Source organism: Streptomyces sp. NPDC002701, from assembly GCF_042889045.1.
In the GTDB taxonomy this organism is placed as follows: domain Bacteria; phylum Actinomycetota; class Actinomycetes; order Streptomycetales; family Streptomycetaceae; genus Streptomyces.
In genome coordinates this window covers 117,199-133,916 of record NZ_JBIAQL010000014.1, presented here as the reverse complement: position 1 = coordinate 133,916, position 16,718 = coordinate 117,199, and the positions used below count along the sequence as shown (strand labels likewise).

The window sequence follows — 16,718 nt, the reverse complement described above, 5'->3', positions numbered from 1 at the left end:
GGTGGCTCGATGCACGGCACAGAACGGCTTAACGACAGGTCCACGTTAGGTTCCCGCCGGTACCGTCACATCCCTTGGTCCGGTAGTTCTCGACCGAATTCAGCGAAGGTCGAAGAAGGCCCTATAGGAATTCAACTGGCCCTCCAGCATGTGAATACCGTGATGAATACGGTGGCCCCGTGCGGCGGCCTCGCGCAGGAGCCGCGTCTCGTGGGGGCGCATGACGATGTCGGCCACGACGCAGCCCGGATCCAGGGATTCCGGCGAGAAGGGCAGCGGATCGTCCGCGCGCAGCCCGAGGGGGGTGGCGTTGACCGCGAGGCCGACGTCCCGCGGGGGCGGACCGCTCAGGGCGTGCACCCGTCCCGGCCAGTGCGCGTCGAGCCGGGCGGTCAGCGCGGTGAGCTTCGCGGTGTCCGTGTCGTGGAGGGCGAGCCGGTCGACGCCGGCCGCGAGGAGTGCCACGGCGATGGCGCTGCCCGCGCCGCCGGCGCCGACGAGCATCGCCCGGCGGCCCGCCGGTTCGTGTCCGGCCTGGACGAGGCCCGCCACGAAGCCGGAGCCGTCGAAGTTCTCCGCGAGCCAGCCGCCGTCGGCCTCGCGGCGCAGGACGTTCGCGCCGCCGACGAGGTCGACGGTCGGGCCGCACCGGTCGGCGAGGTGCCGGACGGCGGCCTTGTGCGGCACGGTGACGAACATGCCGTCGAGGTTCCGCACGTGCCGCAGGCCGCGTACGACGGTCTCCAGGTGCCGCGGCCCGACGTGCACCGGGACGACCACCGCGTCGAGGTTCAGCCGGGCGAGGACCGGGTTCAGCAGCGCGGGTGCCCGGACCTGGGCGACGGGGTCGCCCAGGACGGCGTACAGCCGGGTGGTGCCCGTGATGGGCGCGACGGGCGGTGGTCCGGTCATCGCGGCCCGTCCTTCGGGGTCTCGGCTCCTCGGGCCGCCAGTTCGGCGATGACGTGGGCGAGTTCGTGTGCCTGGTCCGTGTTGAGGCGGGGGTCGCAGGCCGTGCGGTAGCGGGCGGGCAGGTCGGCCTCCGTCACTCCCGCGGCGCCTCCGACGCACTCGGTGACGTGGTCGCCGGTGACTTCGAGGTGGACTCCGCCGGGGTGGGTGCCGAGTGCCCGGTGCACGGCGAAGAAGCCGGCGATCTCGTCGGCCACCGCGCCGTAGTGCCGGGTCTTGTGGCCGCCCGCCGTCGTGTAGGTGTTGCCGTGCATCGGGTCGCACTGCCAGATCACCTGGTGGCCGCGGGCGGTGACCTTCTCCACGATCGGCGGCAGCACGTCCCTGACCCGGGTGTGCCCCATGCGGCTGATCAGCGTCAGCCGCCCGGGTTCGGCGTACGGGTCGAGGCGGCTGACGTAGGCGGCGGCCTGCTCCGGGGTGGTGCCCGGGCCTATCTTCAGGCCGATGGGGTTGGACAGCAGTTCCGCGAACGCGATGTGCGCGCCGTCGGGCTGCCGGGTGCGCTCCCCGATCCACAGGAAGTGCCCGAGTCCGCTGGCCAGCCGGGGCCCGAACCCGCTGGTGTCCACCCGCAGCGAGGTCTGCTCGTAGTCGAGGAGCAGCGCCTCGTGGCTGACGTAGAGGCCGCCGTCGGCGGCGCCGGTGCGGGCGAGCCCGCGGACCAGTGCCATCGCGTCGGCCGCCTGGGCGTGGGCGCGCAGCATCCGGTCGGGGTCGGGGGTGCGGTCCGCCCGGGTGGGTCCGGCGCCGTTGACGATGTCGCCGCGGTAGGTGGGCAGCCCCTGGGCGTCCATCGCCCGGGAGCGGGGCTTGGCGTACTGCCCGGCCATCCGGGCCACCTTGACGACGGGCAGTCCGGTACGGCGGGTGAACACGTCGGCCATCCCCGTCAGCGTGCGCAGGTTGGCACGCCGGTGGTGCTCGGTGTTCTCGGCGAACGACTCGGCGCAGTCGCCGCCCTGGAGGAGGAACGCCTCACCGCGGGCGACCGCGGCGAGCGCGCCGCGCAGGCGGGCCGTCTCGGCCTGCGTCACGAGCGGCGCGGCGCGGCGCAGCAGTGCCACGACCTCGCGGGCCCGCTCCGGGTCCGGCCAGCGGGGCTGCTGCGCGGCGGGCCGGCCCAGCGCGTCCACCAGCCGGCCGGCGAGCAGCCGCCCGGCACCGTGGGCTCCGCCGATGCCGTCCGCCAGGCCGATGCCGCCCGCTTCGCCGACACCGTCCGGCCCGGCGGCGCCGGCCGGCGGCTGGAGCAGCTGCCTCATGAGCGTGCCGGATCGGTCGTGGCCACGGACGCGCGGCCGGCGGGAGGCGCGTCGTCGGCGACGAGGGCCGCCAGGGGGGCGCGCGGCATCCCGGTGAGGACGTGGGTGACCACGTCGGACGGGACGTCGTGCACCAGTTCGGCGCCGTGCGGTCCGTCGAGGACGAACGTGAGTCCGCCGGCGGCCTTCTTGTCGTGCCGCATCAGCCGCACCAGGTCCGCCGTCCCGGCCTCGGAGGGCACCGCGGTGGGCAGCCCGTAGGAGCGGACGACGTCGTGGTGCTCGGCCACCCGCGCCCGGCCGATGCGGCCGAGGGCGCCGGCGAGCCGGCCCGCGAAGACCGTCCCGACGGCCACGCCCTCACCGTGGCGCAGGGCGAAGCCGGTCGCCTTCTCCAGTGCGTGGCCCAGCGTGTGGCCGTAGTTGAGGATGTGCCGCAGTCCGGCGTCCCGCTCGTCGGCCTGCACGACGCGGGCCTTGAGGCGCACGCTCGCGGCGATCTGCTCGGCCCGCGGGAGCGAGCACAGGTCAGGGGCGCCGATGAAGTGGCAGCGGGCGATCTCGCCGTAGCCGTTGAGCAGTTCCCGCCGCGGCAGGGTGGTCAGGTAGTCCGTGTCGCACAGGACCGCGCTGGGCTGCCAGTACGTGCCGACGAGGTTCTTGCCCTCCGGCAGGTTCACCGCCGTCTTCCCGCCGACGCCTGCGTCGACCTGCGCCAGCAGGGTGGTGGGCAGGTGCACCACGGGCACGCCCCGGTGGTGGAGGGCGGCGGCGAGACCGACCACGTCGGTGGTCGTTCCGCCGCCGCAGGAGACGACGACGTCGGACCGGGTGAGCCCGAAGCGTACGAACTCGCGGCACAGTGCCTCCACCGTGGCGAGCGTCTTGTCCCGCTCGCCGTCGCGGGCCGGCAGCAGCAGGGTCTCCACACCGGTGTCGGGCACCCATTCCCGCGGGCGGGCCGACACGACGACGGCCCGCCCGGCGCCGAGCCGTCCGACGACCTCGGGGAGTGACGTGCGCACCCCGGGGCCGATGAGCACGTCGTACGAGTGATCTCTCAGGCGCAGCGGAATGGATGCCATGACGCCGCTACCGGCCCGCCGTCACCCGGCGGACGCGCGACTCGGACCGCTCCTTGCGGTCGAGCTCGTCCAGTTGCGGGTAGGCCGGGCAGCCGTAGACCCGCTGGAACGGCTCGAACGTGTCCCACTCCTTGCGCCGCCGCATCTCCTGGGCCACCGAGTTGTGCTCGCTCCAGAAGTCGCCCCCGATGAGCCGGACGAGGTACCTCTCCAGGGTGTCGCGGTCGGTGGACCGGGCGGCGTCGGCGGCCATGGCGACCAGCTCGCCGTCGTAGTACGCGTGGATGAGCCGGATGTAGGTGTCGTAGCCGGTCTTGAAGTAGTTGGAGTACCGCTCCAGCAGGCGCTCCTCGGCCGACGGGTCGCTCAGTATCTCCCCGAGTGTCTCCGCGGCGCGCACGGCGGTGGCCGTCGCCACCAGGACGCCGCCGGAGAACATGGGGTCGCCGAAGCAGCCGGCGTCACCGACCAGGAGCCAGCCGGGGCCGGTGACCGTGTCCGCGTGGTAGCAGTAGTCGGTCTCGACCTTGATGTCCATGGCGGGGCGGGTGCCGGTCAGACGGGTGACGATCCGCGGGATCCGGCTCAGGTGCTCCTCGAACCGCTGCTCGGGCGTCGCTCCGCGCAGCACGTCGCGCGGCATGACCGTGCCGACGCTGATGGTGTCCTTGGTCAGCGGGATCGCCCAGACCCAGCCGTCGTCGTGGGCGCCGACCTGGATGTCTCCCTCGACACCGAGGTTGTGGCTCTCGTCGAGACCGCTGTAGTGGCGGAACACGGCGACCATGCGGAGCTTCTCGAGGGTCTTGCGCAGTCCGAAGCGGTGGGCGATGCGTCCCTGCCGGCCGCTGGCGTCGACCACGTAGGCGGAGCGCACCTCGTGCGTCTCCCCGTCGCGCTCGTAGCGGACGCCGACCATCCGGTCGCCCTCCATGAGCAGGTCGGTCACGTCGGCGCCGAAGAGGACCTCGGCTCCGGCGGCCTCGGCCTGTTCGCCGAGCAGCCGGTCGAACCTGGCCCGCTCGACCTGGAACGCGTTGTCGTGGCGGCCCGCGCCCTGCTTGGTGAAGTCCGCCCGGAAGACGCCCTCGAAGAACTTCTTCTCGGTGGGGTCGATGAACTCGCCGCCGAACTTGCGCACATAGCCCTGGGCCGCCACCGTCTCCCGCAGCCCGATGCGCTCGAACAGGCCCATCATGTACGGCAGCAGGGACTCGCCTATGTGGAACCGGGAGTCGCGCTCCTTCTCCAGCAGCACGACGGAATGCCCCTGCCTGGCGAGCACGTAGGCGCTGACCGCGCCTGCCGGCCCTCCGCCGATCACGACCACATCGGCTGTTTCCTTCGCCATCGTTTTCCCTTCCTGGTGCCAACTCGCCGGGCCGGAATGCGGGGTGTTCGGGGGGTGCGGGGTGCGGTTCACCTGGTCGCGCTGAACGCGTCCGAGAGCAGGTGGGAGACCAACCGCTCGTGTTCGGCGTCGTCCGTGACCGTGCGTATCTCCTCGCGGCCGTCACGGACCGTCAGATGGCGTCGCCCCTTCAGGACGACCTGGCCGTTGTCGAAGGTCCGGCCGCACAGGATGTTCCGGCCGTCCTGCGGTCCGGTGTCCGTGTCCGCGGCGATCTCCCTGACGAGGAACTCCTCCATCTGTCTCCAGTCGCTCCACTGCCTGGGCCGGAGCGTGAAGGTGTAGACGACGGTCCACCGGGTGATCCTTCCGCGGCGCTGTAGAGCGATCCTGGATCCGCGGTCGACCAGGCGGTACTGGGAGCCGTACTGGCTCTGCACCGCCTCGCCGACCAGCAGCGGTTCCAGGTAGGAGGGGCCGGGGTAGCCGACGTCCACGAGCCAGTCCTCGCCGTCCAGGGCGACGCGGCCGAACATGTGCTCCACGTCGAGCCCGGACGCCTCCCGCCCCTCGGCGGTGCTGGCGGCCAGCACCGCGACGTCGTAGCCCAGTTCGGTCAGCAGCCGGGCGAACAACCGGTTCAGCTGGAAGCACGTGCCGCCGCGCCCTTGGACGACGCTCGTCTCGAACGTGGCGTCCTCGTCGAGGTCGACGAGCCGCACCCCGTCGCTGAAATCCTGGGTGGCGCCGTTGTACGGCAGCGTCATGAGGTGCTTCTTGTGCAGTCTCCGCAGCGTCGCGATGTCCACACCGGTTTCTCCGGCGCAGCCGATCCGTTCGAGGTACCTGTCCACGTCGAACACGTTCATCACCTTCTTTCGGGGGATCGCCGCTTCACACGGAGACCGCTACGGGGGGCGCGGCGGGGAGCGCCGCCTGTTCGCCGCACATCAGCTCGTGCAGGTGGGCGGCGAGCATGCCCGCCGTCGGGTGGTCGAAGACGAGGTTGGGCGGGAGCTTGCGCTCGCTGAGGTCGCGGAGCCGGTTGCGCAGTTCGATGGAGGTGAGGGAGTCGAAGCCGACCTCGAACAGCCCCTGGTCCGCGTCGATCCGGTAGGTGGCGCTGTGGCCCAGCACCGCGGCGACCTGGGCGCGGACGAGGTCGAGCAGCACGGCCGCCTGCTCGGCGGCCGGGAGTCCGGCCAGCCGCTCGGACAGCGCCTTGCCCTGGTCACCGGCGCTCGCCGTGTGGGCGAGCTGCCGGCCGGCGCGGACCAGGCCGCGCAGCAGGTGCGGCACTCCCCCGCCGCCCGCGGACTGGGTACGCAGTGACTGCAGGTCCAGTCTGGCCGGCACCAGCTGTGCCCGCCCGGAGCCCACGGCGGCGTCGAACAGCTCCATGCCCTCCGCGGGTGAGATCGCCTGGAGGCCGCCGCGCCGGTTCATCCGGGTCCGGGTGAGGTCGTCGGTGTCGGCCGCCATGCCGCTGGTCTGCTCCCACAGACCCCAGGCCAGTGAGAGCCCCGGCAGGCCCGCCGCGCGGCGGGCCGCCATCAGCCCGTCCAGGAAGGCGTTGGCCGCCGCGTAACTTCCGCTGCCCGCGCCCATGAAGACCGCCGACACGGAGGAGTAGACGACGAACGCGTCCAGGTCCAGGCCGCGGGTGAGCTCGTCGAGGTGCCGTACGGCGTCCACCTTCGGCGCGAACACCCTCGCCAGGCGCTCCGGGGTCAGCGACCCGATGACGCCGTCGTCGGTCACGCCCGCGGTGTGGACGACCCCGCGCAGGGGGTGCTCGTCGGGCATCGAGGCGAGGAGCGCCTCGACCTGCCCGCGGTCGGACACGTCACAGGCCACGACGGACACGGCTGCGCCGTGCCCGGTGAGTTCGGCGGCCAGCTCCCGTACGCCCTCGGCGTCCGGGCCCCGGCGACTGGCCAGGACCAGACTCCGTACGCCGTACCTGGCGACCAGGTGCCGGGCCGCCAGGCCACCCAGCGAACCACCGCCCGAGACCAGGACGGTCCCCTGCGGCCCGAACACCGCGGAGGGGTCCGCCGCGGAGAGGTCCGGGGACGGGGTCCCGGCACGGACGAGCCGGGGGACGGAGAGCACCGCGCCGCGCACCGCGACCTGCGGTTCACCGCCGGCCAGCGCCACCCCGAGCGCGGGCATCGCTACCTCAGCGGGCGCCGCCACCTCAGCGGGTGCCGCTCCGTCGGCGGAGACCGCTCCGTCGCCGGAGACCGTTCCGTCGGCGGAGACCGTTCCGTCGGCGGAGACCGGAGAGGCCGGATCGGTGTCGATCAGGATGATGCGGTCGGGGTTCTCGGCCTGTGCGCTGCGCACCAGGCCCCACACGGCCGCCGCGGCCGGATCGGTCACCGTGTCCTCGCCGTCGGCGGGCACCGCGCCCCGGGTCACCACGGCCAGCCGCGTCTCCTCCAGGCCGGGCCCGTCCAGCCAGCACTGCACGACCTCCAGGACCCGGGTGGTCAGCTCCAGCACCGCGCCCTGTCCGTCGTCACCGAGGGCTTCCAGGACGGCCAGCGCCGGGGCCTCGGCCCCCGACTCCACGTCGTCGGCGAGAGTGGCCACCTCTTCCGCGGTGGCCACCGGGACCCAGGACGGGCTGAGCTCCGTCCCCTGCAGCGGCAGCAGTTCGGTCCACTCCACGCGGAACAGCGAGTCGGCGCGTGTGGTGTCCGCCGCCGTCTCCAACTGTTCGGCGGACACCACCCGGGACACCAGCGAGTCCATCGTCACGACCAGGGCGCCGGTCTCGTCCGCCGCCGCCAGCGACAGCGCGTCGCCGTCGCGGCGCGCGAGGCGCACCCGCAGGGCCGAGGCACCCGCGGCGTGCAGCACCAGGCCGTTCCACGCGAACGGCAGCCGCAGCTCCGGCACGCCGGGCCCGTCCGGCCCGGCCTCGGCCTGGGCCTGGGCTTGGGCGTCGCTGTCGCCCGCGGTCGTGCCCGCGCCCGTGATCTGCAGCAGCGGGGAGTGCAGGGCGGCGTCGAGCAGGGCGGGGTGGAGGCCGAACCGGTCGGCGTCCCCGCGGTGTTCCGCGGGCAGGGCGACCTCGGCGAAGATCTCGTCGTCGCGCCGCCACAGCGCGCGTACGCCCTGGAACGCCGGCCCGTAGCCGTAGCCGACCTCGGTGAGCAGGTCGTAGCCGCCGTCGACGTCCACCGCCCGCGCGCCGGGCGGCGGCCAGGCGGCGAAGTCGAACCCGTCGACCCCGGCCCCCGGTTGCCCGGTGGCGGCCAGCATGCCGGTGGCGTGCCGCGTCCACGCGTCCGCGCCGGTCCGGCCGGTGGCGTCCTCGGGTCGCGAGTACACGTCCACGGTGCGTGCGCCGTTCTCGCCCGGCGCTCCCACGGCGACCTGCACGCGCACGCCGCCGTGCTCCGGCACCACGAGCGGCGCCTCGATCACCAGTTCCTCCAGGACGCTGCACCCGGCCTCGTCACCGGCCCGTACGGCCAGCTCCACCAGCCCCGTGCCCGGGACCAGCACCACTCCGCCGACCCGGTGATCGGCCAGCCAGGGCTGCGCCTTCAGCGACAGGCGTGAGGTGAAGACGAGCCCGTCGGAGTGCGGCAGCTCGACGACCGCGCCGAGGAGCGGGTGGTCGGTTCCGGCGAGCCCCAGCGAGGTCGCGTCGGTGACCGCCTGGGTGGACTCCAGCCAGTAGTGCTGGTGATCGAAGGCATACGTCGGCAGATCCACACCCGCCGCAGCGGCACCGGCCCCCACCGGAAGCACGCCGGACCAGTCCACCGGTACGCCCCGCACGAACAGCTCCGCCATCGAGGCCAGCAGCCGACGCAGACCGCCGTCCTCACGGCGCAGCGAACCGGTCACCACCGTGCTGACATGGGTGTCACTGCCGTCGTCGATGATCTCGGTGATCGGCTGGACCAGCACCGGGTGCGCGCTGACCTCGACGAACGTGCCGTGGCCCTCGCGGATCAGCTCGGCGACAGCCGGGCCGAAACCGACCTGGCCGCGCAGGTTGCGGTACCAGTACCCGCCGTCCAGAACACCGGCGTCCTCCACCCAACTGCCGGTGACGGTCGAGTAGAAGGGGATGGTCGGTGCTTGAGCTTCGATGCCGAGCAGGGTCTCGGCGAGGGTGTCACGGATGTCCTCGACGTGGCGGGTGTGGGACGCGTAGTCCACCGCCACCCGACGCACCCGAACTCCGTCGCCCGACAGTACGGCCAAAGCCTCGTCCAGGGCTTCGGCGTCACCGGCGACGACCACCGAGGACGGACCGTTGACCGCCGCCACCTCGACCCGGTCCTCCCACCGCACCAGACGGGCGACGGCTTCAGCTTCACTCAGCGCCACCGAGGCCATACCGCCACGCCCGGCGAGCTGTTCGGCGATGGCCTGACTGCGCAGTGCCACCACCCGCGCCGCGTCCTCCAGCGACAGCGCACCCGACACGCACGCGGCTGCGATCTCACCCTGGGAGTGGCCCAGTACCGCGTCGGGCTCGACACCCACCGAGGACCACACCGCCGCCAGACCCACCATCACCGCGAAGCTCGCGGGCTGCAGCACATCGACCCGCTCCAACAGACCGGGGTCGGCGTCACCACACAGGACGTCGAGGAGCGACCAGTCGATCCACGGCTCAAGCGCCACCGCACACTCCGCGATCCGCTCCGCGAACACCGGCGACGTATCCAACAACTCCCGGCCCATACCCGCCCACTGCGAGCCCTGACCGGGAAACACCCACACCACCTTGCCGGGTGCTCCCGAACCGGTCGCCCTTCCGGTGACCGCGCCGGCCGGGTTCTCGCCCCGCTCCAGCGCCCGCAGCGCGGCGAGTGCCTCGGCTCCCGACCCGGCCACGACCACCGCGCGCTCACCCAGCAGCGCACGGCTGGACACCAGGGCTCCGGCGATGCCCGCGAGCGGCGCCCGGCCGGCTCCGTCGGCTTCCTCTACGTTCCCGATGCGCTCGATGTCTTCGATGAACGCCGCGAGTCGCCCGGCCTGCCCCGCCAGAGCTCCCGCGCTGCGCGCCGACACCACCAACGGCACCACCGGGGGCACCGCCTCGCCGGAGGACAGCGGCGGTTCGTCCATGGCGGGCGCGACGCCGTGGTCCGGCGCCTCCTCCAGGATCAGGTGCGCGTTCGTGCCGCTGATGCCGAAGGAGGACACGCCCGCCCGGCGCGGACGGCCCTCGCTCGGCCACTCCCGCGCCTCGGTCAGCAGTTCCACCGCACCCACCGACCAGTCCACCTGCGAGGTCGGCGCGTCGACGTGCAGCGTGGGCGGCAGCACACCGTGCCGCAACGCCTGCACCATCTTGATGACACTGCCGACGCCCGCGGCGGCCTGCGTGTGCCCGATGTTCGACTTCAACGACCCCAGCCACAGCGGCCGTTGGGGATCACGGTCGCGGCCGTACGTGGCCAGCAGCGCCTGCGCCTCGATCGGGTCACCCAGAGCCGTACCCGTCCCGTGGCCCTCCACCACGTCCACGTCCGCCGGGGAGAGACCCGCACTGGTCAGGGCCCGCCGGATCACCCGCTGCTGCGAGGGTCCGTTCGGAGCGGTCAGGCCGTTGGACGCGCCGTCCTGGTTGACCGCGCTGCCCCGCAGCACGGCCAGGACCTTGTGGCCGCGCTCCCTCGCCACCGAGAGGCGCTCCAGGACGACCAGGCCGACGCCCTCGGCCCAGCCGGTGCCGTCCGCGCCGTCCGCGTACGCCTTGCAGCGGCCGTCGCCCGCCAGGCCCCGCTGGCGCGAGAACTCGACGAAGCTGACCGGTGTCGCCATCACCGTCACGCCGCCCGCCAGTGCCATGGAGCACTCGCCCTGCCGCAGCGCCTGCGCGGCCAGGTGCATCGCCACCAACGACGACGAGCACGCCGTGTCCACCGTGACGGCCGGGCCCTCGAAGCCGAAGACGTACGAGATCCGGCCCGACGCCACGCTCGACGCGGTGCCCGTGCTCGCGAAGCCCTCCAGTTCGGGTGCGACCACGCCGGCCCCGTACCCCTGGCTGGACACCCCGGAGAACACGCCGACGTCCGTGCCCTTCATGGAGGTCGGGTCGATGCCCGCCCGCTCCAGCGCCTCCCACGACGTCTCCAGGAGGAGCCGCTGCTGCGGGTCCATGGCGAGGGCCTCACGCGGCGAGATCCCGAAGAACTCCGCGTCGAAGGAGCCCGCTCCGCGTACGAAGCCACCGCGGCTGGTGTACGAGGTCCCCGCGCTCTCCGGGTCCGGGTCGAACAGGTCCTCCAGGTCCCAGCCGCGGTCGTCGGGGAACGCGGACGTGCCCTCGCGGCCCTCGGACACCAGCCGCCACAGGTCCTCGGGTCCTGCCACCCCGCCGGGCAGCCGGCACGCCATCCCCACGATCGCGACCGGCTCGTCGGGGTCGGCGGCGGGAGCGGCGGTGGCGGCCGGGCTGCCGGTCGTCGCGGTGTCCCCGAACTCCTCGCGCAGGAAGCCGGCGAGGGCCTGCGGGGTCGGGTAGTCGAAGATCAGTGTGGCGGGGAGCCTGAGGCCGGTCGCGTCGCGCAGGCGGTTGCGCAGTTCCACCGAGGTGAGCGAGTCGAATCCCGCCTCGTTGAACGCGGTGTCCGCGCGGACGCTCTCCGGCCCGCTGTGGCCGAGGACGACCGCGGCGTGGGTCCGTACGAGATCGAGGAGCAGGGCCTCCTGTTCCGCCGCGCCGAGTCCGGACAGCCGGCGGGACAGGTCGCCGTCCGCCCCCGCCGCCGCCCGCGCCTGCCGGCGTCCCGCGGTCACGAGAGCGCGCAGCAGGTGCGGGACCACTCCCCCGGCCGCCGCACCGGACCGCGCCCCGCGCAGATCCATCTTGATCGGCACGAGCAGCGCCCGCCCGGACACGAGCGCTGCGTCGAACAGGTCCAGGCCCTCGGTCGCCGCGATCGCCAGGACACCGCCCCGGCTCGCCCGCGCCTGGTCGGCGCCGCCCAGGTGGGCGGTCATGCCGGCGTTCTGCTCCCACAGGCCCCAGGCCAGGGAGAGGCCCGGCAGGCCCGCCGCGCGGCGGGCCGCCATCAGCCCGTCCAGGAAGGCGTTGGCCGCCGCGTAGTTGCCCTGGCCGGCGGACCCGAACACACCCGACGCGGACGAGAACACGACGAACGCGTCCAGGTCGCGGTCACGGGTCAGCTCGTCGAGGTGGCGCACCGCGTCCACCTTGGGCGCGAACACGCCCGCGAGGCGTTCCGGGGTCAGCGCCCCGATCACCCCGTCGTCCAGCACGCCCGCCGTGTGCACGACACCGCGCAGCGGGTGCTCGTCGGGCACCGAGGCGAGCAGGGCCCCGGTCTGGTCCCGGTCGGACACGTCGCAGGCCACCACCGACACGGTCGCGCCCTGTGCGGTGAGGTCGGCGACCAGTTCCCGCGCTCCTTCGGCGTCCGGGCCGCGCCGGCCGGCCAGCACCAGGTGCCGTACGCCGTGCCGGGCGACCAGGTGCCGGGCCACCAGGCTGCCCAGCGACCCGGTGCCGCCGGTGATCAGTACCGTGCCGTCCGGGGCGAACACCCCGGCGGCTTCCGGGACGTGCCGGGCGGCGCGGGCGAGCCGGGGGGCCCGCAGCCCCGTACCGCGGACGGCGACCTGGGGTTCCCCGCCGGCCAGTACCACCCCCAGTACGGGGACCACTCCGTCGTCGGCGGCCGGGTCGGCGTCGATCAGGACGATCCGGTCGGGGTTCTCGGCCTGCGCGGCCCGCACCAGCCCCCACACCGCCGCCCCGGCCGGATCCGTCACCACACCGTCCGTGCCATCCGTGCCATCCGCGGCGGCGGGCACCGCGCCCCGGGTCGCCACGACCAGGCGCGACTCCTCAAGGCCGTCCGTGGACAGCCACGCCTGCACCACTCCCAGCACACGGGAGGTCAGGGCCAGTACGGCGTCCTCACCGTCGCCGTCGCCGTCCCTCCCGCCGCCGACGGCCTCCAGGACCGCCACCGCCGGAACCCCGGCACCGAGGTCCTGGGCCGTCAGGGCCGTCACGTCCTCGGCCGTGGCGACCGGCGCCCACGTCGGGGCGGGCACGGCGCCCTCGGCCGGGGGCAGTTCGGTCCAGTCCACCTGGAACAGGGAGTCGGCGACCGCCGAGTCCGTGGCCGTCCCCAGCTGGTCGGCGGAGACCGGCCGGGACACCAGGGAGTCCAGCGTCACGACGAGGCCGCCGGTCTCGTCGGCCGCCTCCAGCGACACCGCGCCGGGTCCGGCGGAGGTCAGGCGGATGCGCAGGGCGGACGCACCCGCGGCGTGCAGCTCCAGACCGTTCCACGCGAACGGCAGGACCGGCTGCCCGGTGCTCTCCGCCGCCGCGCCCGCGTCCCCTGTGTCCGTCGCCGTGTCCGCGCCGGTGCCGAACATCCCGGCGTGCAGCGCGGCGTCGAGGAGCGCCGGGTGGATGCCGAACCGGTCGGCGGTCTCCCGCTGTTCGTCGGGCAGGGCCGCCTCGGCGAAGACCTCCTCGCCGCGCCGCCACACGGCCCGCAGGCCCTGGAACGCCGGGCCGTAGCCGTAACCGCTCCCCGCCAGGCCGTCGTAGAAGTCGCCGACGTCGAGCCGCTGGGCGCCGGGCGGCGGCCAGGCCGCGAAGTCGAACCCGCCGGCACCGGCGCCGTCGCCCGCGCCGGGTCGGACCGCGGCGGCCAGTGTGCCGGTGGCGTGCCGTGTCCAGAGGTCCGTGCCGCCCGCACCGGTGGCGTCCTCACGCTGGGAGTAGACCTCCACGGTCCGCGAACCGTTCCCGCCGGGCGCGCCCACGGCGACCTGCACGCGCACCCCGCCATGCTGCGGCACGACGAGCGGTGCCTCGATCACCAGCTCTTCCAGTACTCCGCACCCGGCCTCGTCACCGGCCCGTACGGCCAACTCCACCAAGCCCGTACCGGGGAGGATGACGACACCGCCGACGGCGTGATCGCCCAGCCAGGGCTGCGCCTTCAGCGACAGCCGTGAGGTGAAGACGAGCCCGTCGGACTGCGGCAGCCGCACCACGGCGCCGAGCAGCGGATGGTCGGCCGCCGCCTGCCCGAGCGACGCCGCGTCGGTGGCGGCCTGCGCCGTCTGGAGCCAGTAGTACTGGCGGTCGAAGGCGTACGTCGGCAGGTCCACGTCCGCCGCGCCGGTCCCGGCGGCGGCCGGGGTGACCGGGAGCAGGCGGCTCCAGTCCACGGCGACACCCCGCACGAACAGTTCCGCCACCGCGGTCAGCAGGGTCTGCTCCTCCGGGCGGCCGTCGCGCAGTGCGGCCACACAGGTCACCTCGGCGCCCGCCGCGGTGGCCGTCTCCTCGACGAGCCCGCTCAGGGCCGCGCCCGGGCCGAGTTCCACGAACAGCGCGCCGCCGTACCCGACCGCGGCCGCGATCCCCTCGGCGAAGCGCACCGGCCGCCGCACGTGCCCGGCCCAGTACTCGGGGCTGGTGAGGTCGTCGGGCGCGGCGAGGCGCCCGGTCACGTTCGAGATCACCGGGACGGCCGGTGCCCGCCACTCCACATCGGTCAGTTCCGCGGCGAGGTCGGCGAGGACCGGCTCCATCCGCAGGGAGTGGAACGCGTGCGACACCGTGAGGCGCTTCGTCTTGTGACCCCGGTCCCGCAGCAGGCCGGCCGCCGCGAGGACCGCGTCCTCGTCGCCGGAGAGCACCACCGAGGACGGGCCGTTGACCGCCGCGACCTCCACACCGTCGCCGAGCAGTCCGGTGACCTCCTCCTCGGTGGCGGCCACCGCGACCATCGCCCCGCCGGGCGGCAGGGCCTGCATCAGGCGGCCCCGGGCCGCGACGAGACGCGCCGCGTCCCGCAGGGACAGCACGCCCGCCACATGGGCCGCGGTGACCTCGCCGACCGAGTGGCCGATGACCGCGTCCGGCCGTACGCCCCAGGACTCCACGAGCCGGAACAGGGCGCTCTCGACCGCGAACAGGCCCGCCTGCGTGTAGACCGTCCGGTCCAGGAGCCCGGCGCTGTCCGCGACCCTGCCGAGGACCACGTCCCGCACCGGGTGGTCGACCCGTCCGGCGAGCTGCGCGTCCAGTTGCTCGCACGCCTCGTCCAGGGCCCGGGCGAACACGGGGTGGCGTTCGTACAGTTCCCGGCCCGTCCCCACGCGCTGGGAGCCCTGGCCCGGGAAGACCAGCACGACCTTGCCCGGTCCGCCCGAGCCGGGAGCGCGGCCGGTCACGACACCGGCCGCGTGCTCGCCCCGTGCCAGCGCCCCGAGTCCGGCGAGGGCCTCCTGCTCCGAGCCGGCCAGGACCACCGCGCGCTCGCGCAGGAGCGCCCGCTCCGACAGCAGGGCCCCGGCGACGCGCGCCAACGGCACAGCGCCGGTACCTGTGTCTGCACCTGTGTCTGTGTCTGTGTCTGTGTCTGTGTCGCTACTCGTACCGGCGCCGGTGCCGGCGCTGGTGTCGGTGCCGGGCCGGGCGTCCAGGTACGCGGCCAGTCGCTCCGCCTGGCCCGCCAGGGAGGCCCCGCCCCGCGCGGACACCACGAGAGGCACCACACCCGCGGCCGCCGTCCCGTCCCGGGCCGGAACCTCATCCCCGGCCGCACTCCCGTCCCCGGCCGCAAGCTCGTCCCCGGCCGGTGGTCCGTCCTCGGCGGGGGCCTCTTCGAGGATCATGTGCGCGTTCGTGCCGCTGATGCCGAACGAGGAGACGCCCGCGCGGCGGGGGCGGCCGTCGCGCGGCCACTGCCTGGCCTCCCCGAGGAGTTCGATCGCGCCCGCGGACCAGTCGACCTCGGTCGTCGGCTCCTGCGCGTGCAGCGTCGGGGGCAGGACGCCGTGCCGCAGTGCCTCCACCATCTTGATGACACTCGCCACGCCCGCGGCGGCCTGCGCGTGCCCGATGTTCGACTTCAACGAGCCCAGCCACAGGGGGCGTTCAGGATCACGTCCCTGTCCGTACGTCGCCAGCAGCGCCTGTGCCTCGATCGGGTCACCCAGGGCCGTTCCGGTCCCGTGTCCCTCCACCACGTCCACGTCCGCGGAGACCAGTCCGGCACCGGCGAGGGCCTTGCGGATCACCCTCTGCTGCGACGGGCCGTTGGGCGCCGTCAGCCCGTTGGACGCGCCGTCCTGGTTGACGGCGCTGCCCCGGATGACCGCGAGGACCTTGTGCCCGCGCTCCCGGGCCTCCGAGAGCCGTTCCAGGACCACCACGCCCGCGCCCTCGGCCAGGCCCATCCCGTCCGCGCCGTCCGCGTACGCCTTGCACCGGCCGTTGGCGGCCATGCCCTGCTGCCGGGAGAACACCACGAAGGTGCCGGGCGTCGCCATCACCATCACGCCGCCGGCCAGGGCGAGCGAGCACTCGCCCTGCCGCAGCGCCTGCGCGGCGAGGTGGATCGAGACGAGGGACGACGAGCAGGCCGTGTCCACGGACACGGCGGGCCCCTCGAAGCCGAACACGTACGACACCCGGCCCGACGCCACACTCGACGCCACGCCGGTGCCGGTGAAGCTCTCCAGTTCCGGCGCGACTCCGCCCGCGCCGGAACCGTACCCCTGGCTGGACACCCCGGCGAACACGCCGACATCGGTGCCCTTGAGCGAGACGGGGTCGATGCCCGCGCGCTCCAGGGCCTCCCACGACGTCTCCAGGAGGAGCCGCTGCTGCGGGTCCATCGCGAGCGCCTCACGCGGTGAGATGCCGAAGAACTCCGCGTCGAAGAGGCCCGCGCCCTGGAGGAAGCCGCCCTGATCGGTGTAGGAGGTGCCGGGGTTGTCGGGGTCCGGGTCGAACAGGCCCTCCAGCTCCCAGCCCCGGTCCTCGGGGAACCCCGCCACGGCGTCCCGGCCCTCCCGCACCAGCTGCCACAGGTCCTCGGGCCCCGTCACGCCGCCCGGCAGCCGGCACGCCATGCCCACGATCGCTATCGGCTCACCCGCGTGCGAGGAGCCCTGCTTGCGCAGGGTGTGCAGTTCCGTGGTGACGCGCTTGAGGTACTTGAGGAGCTTCTCGTCCGTGGCCATTCTTCAGTCCTCACGAGAGATGTGACGGAG

Annotated in this window: 5 protein-coding genes and 1 pseudogene; all 6 read right to left on the bottom strand. The window is 74.0% G+C overall.

What is annotated here, in order from left to right; genetic code table 11:
• Positions 1-99: 99 nt before the first annotated feature.
• Positions 100-912: a shikimate dehydrogenase family protein gene (locus tag ACFYXC_RS29530; protein WP_388915870.1), complete on the bottom strand. Its 813-nt coding sequence runs from the start codon at positions 910-912 to the stop codon at positions 100-102.
• Positions 909-2,237, bottom strand: coding sequence for a 3-deoxy-7-phosphoheptulonate synthase (locus ACFYXC_RS29525; protein ID WP_389554989.1), 1,329 nt, complete (start codon positions 2,235-2,237; stop codon positions 909-911). The genes ACFYXC_RS29530 and ACFYXC_RS29525 overlap by 4 nt, the downstream gene beginning before the upstream one ends.
• A complete protein-coding gene (locus ACFYXC_RS29520) occupies positions 2,234-3,322 on the bottom strand; it encodes a 3-dehydroquinate synthase family protein (RefSeq protein WP_389554987.1) in 1,089 nt (362 codons plus the stop codon). Before ACFYXC_RS29520 ends, ACFYXC_RS29525 begins: the two co-directional genes overlap by 4 nt.
• A gap of 7 nt (positions 3,323-3,329) precedes the next feature.
• Entirely contained in the window at positions 3,330-4,673 is a 1,344-nt protein-coding gene (locus tag ACFYXC_RS29515; RefSeq protein ID WP_388915879.1) for an NAD(P)/FAD-dependent oxidoreductase, read from the bottom strand.
• 68 nt (positions 4,674-4,741) lie between these two features.
• Complete coding sequence (locus ACFYXC_RS29510; RefSeq protein WP_389554985.1) at positions 4,742-5,542, bottom strand: arylamine N-acetyltransferase; 801 nt, start codon at positions 5,540-5,542, stop codon at positions 4,742-4,744.
• A gap of 25 nt (positions 5,543-5,567) precedes the next feature.
• A pseudogene (locus tag ACFYXC_RS29505) lies at positions 5,568-16,685 on the bottom strand (type I polyketide synthase); the annotation flags it as partial.
• Positions 16,686-16,718: the final 33 nt, after the last annotated feature.

Coding starts and splice junctions, on each gene's coding strand:
- ACFYXC_RS29530 (WP_388915870.1), bottom strand. CDS start 912: ATGACCGGACCACCGCCCGTCGCGCCCATCACGGGCACCACCCGGCTG.
- ACFYXC_RS29525 (WP_389554989.1), bottom strand. CDS start 2,237: ATGAGGCAGCTGCTCCAGCCGCCGGCCGGCGCCGCCGGGCCGGACGGT.
- ACFYXC_RS29520 (WP_389554987.1), bottom strand. CDS start 3,322: ATGGCATCCATTCCGCTGCGCCTGAGAGATCACTCGTACGACGTGCTC.
- ACFYXC_RS29515 (WP_388915879.1), bottom strand. CDS start 4,673: ATGGCGAAGGAAACAGCCGATGTGGTCGTGATCGGCGGAGGGCCGGCA.
- ACFYXC_RS29510 (WP_389554985.1), bottom strand. CDS start 5,542: ATGAACGTGTTCGACGTGGACAGGTACCTCGAACGGATCGGCTGCGCC.